This window comes from Vibrio sp. A37 (assembly GCF_059777565.1).
In genome coordinates this window covers 1-4,314 of sequence record NZ_JBLNLI010000044.1, presented here as the reverse complement: position 1 = coordinate 4,314, position 4,314 = coordinate 1, and the positions used below count along the sequence as shown (strand labels likewise).

The window sequence follows — 4,314 nt, the reverse complement described above, 5'->3', positions numbered from 1 at the left end:
TAATCGCCTTATATCCTCCACCTAAAGGAAGAGGTTTTACGGCGTTTTCTGATAAGAATTCTGTCACTTAGGAATTTTAGGCAAAAAAAGACCGATTTCTCGGCCTCATTTGAGTGTATATTGAAAAATACGGGTTAAAGTTCACACTGTAGCTTTAAATAAACCTGCTAACGTTTTTACATAAACGACACTATCAGAGCCAGAAGTGATCGACTCTATAAAATAGTCATCAATGCCTTCATCGAATCGAGTAAAGGGTTTATCTACACCGTCTTCGCCAACGTATAAACCACCAGGTTGATATTTAGAATCAGGTCCCCCACTGACAGCTGCAACAAGCTTTCCATTGACAACTGCAATCTTATCACAGGCTAAGCCGTTAAGCTGGGACAGCACTTTAGGTATTGGGTTATCTCTGTTAAGGTCCAATTGTAAGACATATTTGGTTGTCCCATCTATCGATATATAGAGTTTGTTTTGGTTTACGGCTATATCCATCATGTCATAAGCATCAATTCCATTACTATATAGAAGCATTGAGCCATTTGCTTTTATCTCCGCAACTCCAAAATTGTGTATTTTCGCAAATAAGTCTCCCTTATTATCCGTCACTAACGTTGATGCATAGCTCATTGCTCCGGAGTTTTTAAATTGAACGCTTGACCATTTTCCATCATTTTCTGATTCTTCATACATGCCATAATTAGTGGCTTCTTCGATATATATTTTCACTACACCATTGGCCATTACGGGCATCATATTCACTGCTTTTATATCTAGTTGAACTGGGCTTCCCACTAATTTCCAAGTTTTCCCTAAATTATTGCTACGATAGATAGCCGTTTGGGTCCCTGGTAAATTTACATCAATATAGAGAGCGTCATTGATAGAGCGAATATGATCAATACCTGAGTTAGTTGGATAACTTAGCTGAACATTAGTATCAGTTATTTTATTGTATTTATATAGACGGTCGTTTGAGACATAAAATAAATAGTCTGGATTAGATATCGTTGTGAACTGAGAGCTATTAGCAAACGCAGTTTCTGGCGTCTCTACCGCCGTGATAGGGTCTGTTGTTGCGTTGCAGAGATCTCCGTTATCCCAATGAACGTTTTGTAGTTGATTTCCTACCCAAACCACTCCTGAGTTTCCATCATCATTAAACACAAAATCCGAAACAGTCTTTCCTGAGAATAATAGGTTTTGGCATGTGGTCATATTACTTTCGGAATCGACGTTAGCAAGCCTTAAACCTGAAGTTCCATAAGCACTAACGTTTATTGCGACATTTTGTCCGTGAACGGAACTACTATTATTTCCTTCCCAGTCTTGAGCGCTGTTGCCCATCTGAAGTATATAGCCAGTATCGGTTTCTTGAACTACTCCAGAGGTTACGTCATAGAGGTTTTGATCAACAATCAAATTGTGCCCTGTAGTAAACTTAACACTATCATAGCTAGGCTTTGAGTATCGTCCTCCCCCTCCCATGGAACCACTGAAGGTCATTGGCTGACCATTGATCGACACTCCACAAGAATTTGTTGTTGCTACCAAAGACTGATCACTTGAAACAGATATAGTACCAATTAAATCTGAAGCTCCATGACATTGGACTTGATTGGTCCATGTTTGGCCGTCATCGGAGCTAATGTATAAACCCTCATTAGTTCCAACGTAAATTGTATTTCCAACGACATCTAAAGCTGAAGCTGTCCCTTTTGGAAGTGAAGGATAGGTTTTCCAACTGTAGAAATCCGTAGTACTTTCGAGACCTTTGTCTGTCGCCACATAAAACCTATTCCCCAGAGTTGCGATCCCTTGTATGGCATCACCCAATAAGCCTTGACTTGTTGTCAGTGTGTGCCAATGATTACCTTGGTCGTAGCTAAATGACACCCCGTTTTGTGTTGTTTCTACCAATGTATTGTCAATAGTAAAGAGCTGATTGTACTTAGAAGTCGAAGGAGGGTTTCCATAAGAAGCGTTGCTGTAAGGAATATCACTAAAATGTCCAGATTTATTCGGCAGAACCATCAAACTGTACTGTTTTACTTGACCATCTTGCGTCGCTTCAATTGTACTCACTGCCTTTTCTTTAGAGTAAGAAGTCAGTTTGATACCACATTCTTGACCTAGTAAAGTTTGGTCATGTTCAGAGTTAGAGCTAAGAACTGTGGAAGTGACTGATTGGGTCTGAACCCAAGATGGTAAATGACTTAGTGTAACTGGATGGGTGCAATCAAAATATAGAACTGTTGATGGTGGCGAGGAAGGTGCTTCCGAAGTTAGCCATAGAGGGAACAGAAGTGATTGTTTAGATAACTTGGTTTGATTGAAGCCTGGTGTCTTTGTGGTGTCATTCAGGCTATGTGCATTTGCGGTACCAAATGCCATCCCAGATATAACTGTCAATAATATTAGCTTTTTCATAATTTCTCTTTTTATGGAGCAAAGTAGTTCTCTATTCAACGTATGTCTGCCATAAGCTCCCGATAATCCACTCAGCGGTATACGATAGTGAACTCACTCTTCGACACGCTCTTCAAATATAAGAAATTTCTATTCACCGTGGTTTAATGGGAAACTATCGCAACAAGGTGAATTTACTCCCACAAAACAAACTGTTACAAATGTTAATAGCCTTTCAAAGCGCAACATAAAAATAAGTATATAAAAAATGAAATAATAATATTAATAAAATTTAATGGGTCGATCGTTTGGTCAGCATTTGATGAGAAAAGACAACAAACAAACAATAAATAGAGCAGAAATAATATACATTTAATATGCCATAAAAAATGGAAAATATTATTTCACTTTAATTTAGTTAACATTTTAAATAATATTTTCATCAAAATGTTACATAATCGCGTTAAGTTATGTAAGCAACAGATGCGTGATTCTGTCACTAAGAGTATTTGATGGCTGTATTTGGGGTTTTGCGCACATTTCAGCGAAAAGTCTAAAGTGGCGCTCTAGCCCTTACGTAGCGTGGCCTAGAGCGAAGGGGGGGGAATTTAAAGACAAAGTCGCTTGGTAATTAAGGTACGACAGAATTGCTTGGTGATCACATGTCATTACCGCGTTTTCTAAGAAGGTTATGTCGAGTAGACGACACTTGTTGCCAAGTGCCGCCCCTCTAAGAACCCAGCGTGCAACTTTCACTGCACTGGGCTCAAGCCTCCACTAAGGCATCGTTTGACACCCAGCAACTCATAAAGCAGTTGAAACAGGCTCAATCCATGAGTTACGTGCTTGTCTTTTAGACTTCCGCTTAGCCAAGTATTCTTGGTACGCTGGGTCAAAAGGGGTCGCTGCACTCCTGATTTTCACATGCCGCTCGATAGGCACTTCCGCTATTTGGAACAGATTAAAATGACAATCCATGTTCATGATTTTCTGCCAACCGTGGAATTGCCATTGGCCTTTACGGTTGAGAAAGTATTTATGAACAATCCAGTCTTTAGACTTGGTTGGATGACGCCTAACTGCCCAGTGCCATAATGCTTGGAATAGTTTATGGCCGACATACCCGAATACTTGTTTAGCAACGCAATGGCGATAGTAATTCGCCCATCCTCTGAGTTTTGGATTTATCATTTTGATAAGATCGTTAACAGGGACAGTCGCGTGCTTTTTAATGAGTTCACGTAGATTTCTCAAGAATAACAGCGTGTTGGATTTGCTTGGTTTGATAAGCAATTTCTCATTGTACTTCCTATGGTTGAAACCCAGAAAGTCAAAGCCATCATCGATGTGGGTAAGCTTCGTTTTCTCTTCGGAGAGGGTTAACCCTCTTTCTGCCAGAAAGTCAGCAATCAACGGTCTGATGTCGTTCACTAGCACTTCCTTTGAAGAGCAGGTGACTACAAAATCATCTGCGTAACCAATAAAGTTGGCTCTAGCACTCTTTTTGAGCGCAGTGGATTTGATGCACTGCTCTAGTCCTGTGAGAGTCATTAACATCAAGGTCGGAGAGATGATTCCGCCTTGTGGTGTACCTTCGTCAGTATCATAAAACAGGCCTTTATCCATAAAGCCAGACTTTAGCCATTGTTCCAACATTCGCTTATCTACAGCGATGTTATCAAGAAGCCATTGATGACCGATCTTGTCGAAACAGGCTTTGATATCCCCTTCAAGTACCCATTTGGCTGATTTCTTTAGTGCCAAACATTTGAAGCATTGACTGACTGCGTCAGCAGTACTGCGATTTGGCCTAAATCCATAGCTGTTGAAGTCGGCAAGTGTTTCAGATCTGAAGGATCCCCACGAATTTCATCATAGCCCCTCCATCTGTATTGTCAGCAT

Annotated in this window: 1 protein-coding gene and 1 pseudogene; both read right to left on the bottom strand. The window is 40.3% G+C overall.

Features of this window, described 5'->3' with window-relative positions:
* Window positions 1-141: 141 nt before the first annotated feature.
* The gene (locus ACM2FC_RS23305) at window positions 142-2,433 is read right to left on the bottom strand and encodes a WD40/YVTN/BNR-like repeat-containing protein (RefSeq protein WP_498483429.1); all 2,292 of its coding nucleotides are present in this window, start codon (window positions 2,431-2,433) and stop codon (window positions 142-144) included.
* A gap of 783 nt (window positions 2,434-3,216) precedes the next feature.
* Window positions 3,217-4,260 (bottom strand): annotated as a pseudogene (locus tag ACM2FC_RS23300) (reverse transcriptase domain-containing protein); the annotation flags it as partial.
* Window positions 4,261-4,314 lie beyond the last annotated feature (54 nt).

Bases quoted from the DNA above. Each gene is read 5' to 3' on its own strand.
- ACM2FC_RS23305 (WP_498483429.1), bottom strand. From the start codon at position 2,433: ATGAAAAAGCTAATATTATTGACAGTTATATCTGGGATGGCATTTGGT.